6 protein-coding genes are annotated in these 5,185 nt (G+C 55.7%); all 6 read left to right on the forward strand.

Annotated elements, in window-relative coordinates:
* Positions 1 to 914: ABC transporter substrate-binding protein (locus L691_RS0116750; RefSeq protein ID WP_025691585.1), on the forward strand; the 914-nt coding region annotated here is incomplete at its 5' end.
* Positions 915 to 961: 47 nt separating this feature from the next.
* Entirely contained in the window at positions 962 to 1,768 is an 807-nt protein-coding gene (locus L691_RS0116755) for an ABC transporter ATP-binding protein (RefSeq protein WP_025691586.1), read from the forward strand.
* A gap of 9 nt (positions 1,769 to 1,777) precedes the next feature.
* Positions 1,778 to 2,626, forward strand: a complete 849-nt coding sequence (locus L691_RS0116760; RefSeq protein WP_051459391.1) for an ABC transporter permease — start codon at positions 1,778 to 1,780, stop codon at positions 2,624 to 2,626.
* A 148-nt stretch (positions 2,627 to 2,774) separates the two neighbouring features.
* Positions 2,775 to 3,767 carry an aromatic acid exporter family protein gene (locus L691_RS0116765; protein ID WP_025691588.1) on the forward strand — a complete coding sequence of 331 codons (993 nt, stop codon included), beginning with the start codon at positions 2,775 to 2,777 and terminating at the stop codon, positions 3,765 to 3,767.
* Positions 3,768 to 4,003: 236 nt separating this feature from the next.
* Positions 4,004 to 4,561, forward strand: coding sequence for an outer spore coat protein CotE (locus L691_RS0116770; RefSeq protein WP_025691589.1), 558 nt, complete (start codon positions 4,004 to 4,006; stop codon positions 4,559 to 4,561).
* A gap of 238 nt (positions 4,562 to 4,799) precedes the next feature.
* Positions 4,800 to 5,185 (forward strand): hypothetical protein (locus tag L691_RS0116775; protein ID WP_025691590.1); only part of this gene is annotated, 386 nt, incomplete at its 3' end.

Raw genomic sequence — 5,185 nt, forward strand, 5'->3', positions numbered from 1 at the left:
TGGGCGAAGTGACCCGATCCGTCTTTTACGCTCCGGAATATGTAGCGTTGTCGCTGGGATTGTTCAAGCAGGAGGGGCTGGATGTCGAGCTTCAGACCATTCCGGGCGGAGACAAGACGATGACGGCGCTGCTTTCGGGAGCGATTGATGTTGCACTGGTCGGCTCCGAAACGTCGATCTATGTATACCAGCAGGGGTCGGATGATCCAGTGATCAATTTTGCCCAGCTGACGCAAAGAGACGGCACCTTCCTGTTCGCCCGCAAAGACCACCCGAATTTCAATTGGAGCGAGCTCAAAGGTTCGACATTTCTCGGACAAAGAAAAGGCGGCATGCCGCAGATGGCCGGAGCGTTCACGCTTAAGAAGAAGGGGATTGAGACGGCTGCCGATCTCAAGCTGATCCAGAATATCGAGTTTGCGAATATCGCCAGCGCGTTTGCTTCGGGAACCGGGGACTACGTGCAGCTGTTCGAGCCGCAGGCTTCGATCTTTGAACGCGATGGGCGGGGCAAGGTTGTCGCTTCCTTCGGGGTTGAGAGCGGTTATCTGCCGTACACGGTGTTTATGTCCAAGAAGAGTTATATCGGGAAAAACAGTGACACGGTACAAAAATTCACCAATGCGCTGCAAAAAGCCCAGCTGTGGGTGAAAAAGCACAGTCCCGGGGAAATCGCCGATGCGATATCGCCTTACTTCCAGAATACGGACCGCGATATCGTTGTTTCGGCGATCAAGCGCTATAAGGATCAGGATACGTACGCACAGAATCCGGTCATCGATGACAAGGAATGGAATAACTTGCTTGATGTCATGGACAATGCGGGAGAGCTGAAAGAGCGGGTTCCGGCAGGGAAAATCGTTAATAACTCATTCGCTGAAAAGGCGCAGTCTGCCGCCCAGAGCGTCAAGTAAGCCCGCTCTTAGCCATCCGGGGGGCCAGGTGTAAAGGAGGGATATGCATGCCGCCGGTTGTGGAATTAAAGTCAGTTACGCACGCTTACCTGGGCGAAAGGGAGGCTTCCCTTGCGGTTGAGGATCTGAATCTTGAGATTGAACAAGGCGAGTTCGTCAGCCTGGTCGGACCGAGCGGCTGCGGGAAAACGACACTGCTGTCGATCATAGCCGGACTGCTGCTGCCCTCGCGCGGCGAAGTGCTTGTGAACGGACGCGCCGTGAGCGGCCCTTCTCCGGAGGTCGGCTATATGCTGCAGCAGGACTATCTGTTTCCGTGGCGCAGCATTCTGGACAACGCGCTTCTGGGCCTGGAGCTGACCGGACGTCTGGACGAAGCGGGACGGAAGAGGACGGCCGAGCTCCTCACGGATATGGGGCTGAAAGGGACGGAGCATTTTTATCCGAACCAGCTCTCGGGCGGAATGCGTCAACGGGTCGCGCTCGTGCGGACGCTGGCGACCGATCCGGGCCTGCTCTTGCTGGATGAGCCGTTCTCGGCCCTGGATTATCAGATCAAACTCCAGTTGGAGGATTTGGTCTCAGAGACGCTGCGGCAGCGCGAAAAGACTGCGGTTCTGGTTACCCATGACTTGTCGGAGGCCATTGCGGTCAGCACCCGGGTCATTCTCCTGTCGCGGAATCCGGGCAGAATCCGCCGCGTGTTCGCTATTCCGGCGCAAATCGCGGATACGCCCCCCTTATATGCCCGCGATCAGCCGGGATTCGCCGAGCTGTTCCATGAGTTATGGAAGGAAATGGAGCTTGCGGGGACCGCTGCTGACAGGCAAGGAAGACAGAAGGCTAGAGATTAAAGGGAGGGAATGCTTGTGAAGGCGACGGGAGCGGAACATATAGGAATCGCGGCTTCCCGTTCGGAATGGCTGCGCAGCCGCCATGATGAGTTCAAGCGGGCAAATCGGCTTCGGAAAAGGGCGGTGCTCGCTGTCCAGGGTATATTTCTCTTGCTGTTGTTCGCACTGTGGGAGACAGCAGCCAGATTGGGCTGGATCGACCGGCTGCTGTTCAGCTATCCGTCCAAAGTGTTCTGGCAGATCTATGCCAATATGGTTGACGGCAGTCTGTGGCATCATCTGGGGGTCACCGTAGGGGAGACTGCTGTCGGGTTTGTGCTTGGCACGCTGCTCGGCACGCTGCTGGCCGTTGCGATCTGGTGGTCCCCTTTTTTGTCTGCGGTGCTTGATCCTTATATGGTTGTGTTCAACAGTATGCCGAAGGTGGCGCTCGGCCCGATCTTTATTGTCATGTTCGGCGCCGGGTTCACTGCCATCGTGGTAACGACGCTGTCCATTACGATTATTGTCACGACACTGGTCGTATATAACAGCTTTTGCGGGGTAGACCCCAATTTGGTAAAGGTTGCAAGGTCGTTCGGAGCGAATCGGACACAAGTTTTTTTCAAGGTCATCCTGCCGTCCTCATTTCCGGCCATCGTTTCTACGCTCAAGGTGAATGTAGGCATGTCGTGGGTGGGCGTCATCGTCGGCGAGTTTCTTGTCGCGAAATCGGGACTCGGTTATCTCATTATATACGGGTTTCAGGTCTTCAATTTCACGCTCGTGATGTCCAGCCTGATCATTATCGCCTTTGTCGCTACCGCCATGTATCAGCTGGTCGTGTACATGGAGAAGGTGCTTCTGTCCCGGCGGTGACGCGCCCTTGAAAGTATTGTGCGTTTACAGAAAATCAAGTACCATGAAATTTATCAGCAGACTTAAGCGTTCGAGCCAGGTGCGTCTCAGCGGCGCTAACGCCTGAGCTTCGGAGCGGGTTTTGCATCAAATAAAGCGGGGTAATTTCATGGGGTTTCGCGTTGTGAAGACAGCGGCGGCGACGCTGCTGTCTGTTTTATTGGCTGCGGCGGCAGGCATTCCGAATGCTCAGGGCGCCGGGCTGCTGGCCATTCTGGGGGTAGAGGTTACCCGCAAAAGAAGCGTAAAGACGATCACGGCGCGCTTTTTCGCCTCACTGGTCGGTCTATTGGTTGGCTGGGTCCTGTTTTGGTGGCTCGGCTTTCATTACTGGGTGCTGGGGCTCTTCGTTCTGTTCAGCTTCCCGCTGATCGTCCGCGCAGGCTTTAGGGAAGGCATTGTCACTAGCTCGGTTATCGTCTTTCGCGTGTTCGGACAAGCCGAGCTGAACCTGCACGTACTGATCCAGCAGGTGGAATTGCTGGCGATCGGACTCGGTTCCGCCGGATTGGTCAACCTGATCTACATGCCAAAAAGCAGTGAAATGATGTACGGGATACGCCGGGAGGTGGACGGGCTCTTCTCCGTTATTTTCAAGCAAATTTCAAGCACGCTGCATGATCCGCAGTACGTATGGGACGGCAAGGAGCTGATCCAGGCGGGCAGCGCGGTTCAGCGCGGCCTGACGGCTGCGGCAAGGGAGATGGAGAACAGCGTCATTCATCCGGACGAAGCGTGGAACGTCTATTTTTACATGCGCAAGGAGCAGCTGGAATCGATTCAAAATATGATTCAGCTTCTCTCCCAGGTGTACGAGCATGTGCCGCATGGTGAAATGGTCGCCGAACTGTTCGAGCAATTGAGCAAGGATGTGCTGGATGAAGGGTACACAGGAAGAACGGAAACACTGTTGAACTCGCTGGAGCAGAAGTTTCAGGGAATGAAGCTGCCGTCAACGCGTGCGGAATTCGAGGTCCGCTCGGCCATTCTCCAGCTCTGCCGGGAGCTGGCGCTGTATCTGAAGATTGCCAAGCAGTACAAAGCGCCAATCGCCCTAGGGCAGCAGATGCCTCAGCAAGCCCCGGCAGCCGGAAGAAGATAGCAAGCTGAATCACTATCCTTTATTTTCTATTTTCTGAAAAAACGAAAGAGACGGCTTTGCTTTCCCGCATGGGAGGCAGCCGTCTCTCTTTTTCGTCTAAAACATGAGAAAAACGCCGAAAACGGGAGTATACGCTCATTTATCAAAATCATCAACTTATCCAAAAATAGTTGTCACCCTGGGCCAATGCCCTGCATACACTTGATAGTGAATGATTGTATGGAGGAGGTTCAAAGATGTCATTAGGCCATAAACGCCAAACAAGGGAGATCATTACGAAGGCAATTTGCGGCAAGGGTCGTAAGTTCTCCACCGTAACCCATACCGTGACTCCGCCACATCATCCGACTAGTATTTTGGGGGCTTGGATCATCAACCACCAATACGAAGCGGTTGCCGCCGGAAACGGAATTGAGGTAATCGGTACTTACGATATCAACATCTGGTACTCGTACGACAAGAATAAGCAGACCGAGGTGGCGAAAGAAACGGTTTCCTATGTGGAGCCGATTTCGCTCTCGTACCTCGACCCGAAGCACCGGGCTTCCACCATAGAGGTGTCCGCAGAGGCGACGCAGGAGCCGAACTGTGTGGAAGCGGGTGTAACTTCGGGCGGGGGCAGCGTAACGATCCGGGTCGAACGCGAATTCGAGGCTGAGCTGGTGGCAGAAACCAAGCTTCGCGTGTATGTCAGCGACCAGGATGGCGACCCCGAAGACAAGGATTACGACTTTGAAACCGAGGGCTTCGATTACGAAGACCTTGATTCCGACGCGCTGGATGATGAACTGTAAGGACGGTACGCCGCCGTCAGGGTACAAAGGTGGCTTCACCTGACCGCGAGAACGGCGGGCCACAACCAAAAGCGGATATGTTCCATTATATGTATCGGGGGCGGCGGCGTAGAGGGCGGATGCCCTCCTTTTTTTGCTTTTTTTTAGGCAGGTGGGGGAGGCGCCTTCCGTAAGGTCTGCCACAGCCCCGGCCGGAAAGTGGATGGATATGAAGCTTGCGCTTCGGGAGGGCTTAACTATGAAGGACGGGTCCGAGAACTATCATGCATTGACACCCGAAGGCAGAGAGCGGCGGCTTCGACGCAGCGGGATTTCAGCTTCCCTTGTCATCGGAGGCGGAACTCAGTCATCCGAAGCCGGCAGCCAGCCTGCGGAGACAGGCGGACTGGGCCGGGACTTCGGCAGGGCGGGGGCTTCGGCCAAGGAGCATTACCGCCAGCGCTACCGGGTCAAGGTCTACAATCTGACCCCGCTGGAAATCACGCCTTTGGGCGCTGGGAAGGGAATGAGGCCCGCAGAGGCAGCGCTCACGGTCCGGCCGCGCCTGCGCTCCTCTGCGGGCGGCTTGCGTGCAGAAGACCCGGCTGGATACGCCGCGCTTCCCTTTCTAGAGCGCGGAAGCCT

The organism is Paenibacillus zanthoxyli JH29 (assembly GCF_000520715.1).
Lineage (GTDB): Bacteria > Bacillota > Bacilli > Paenibacillales > Paenibacillaceae > Paenibacillus_AQ > Paenibacillus_AQ zanthoxyli.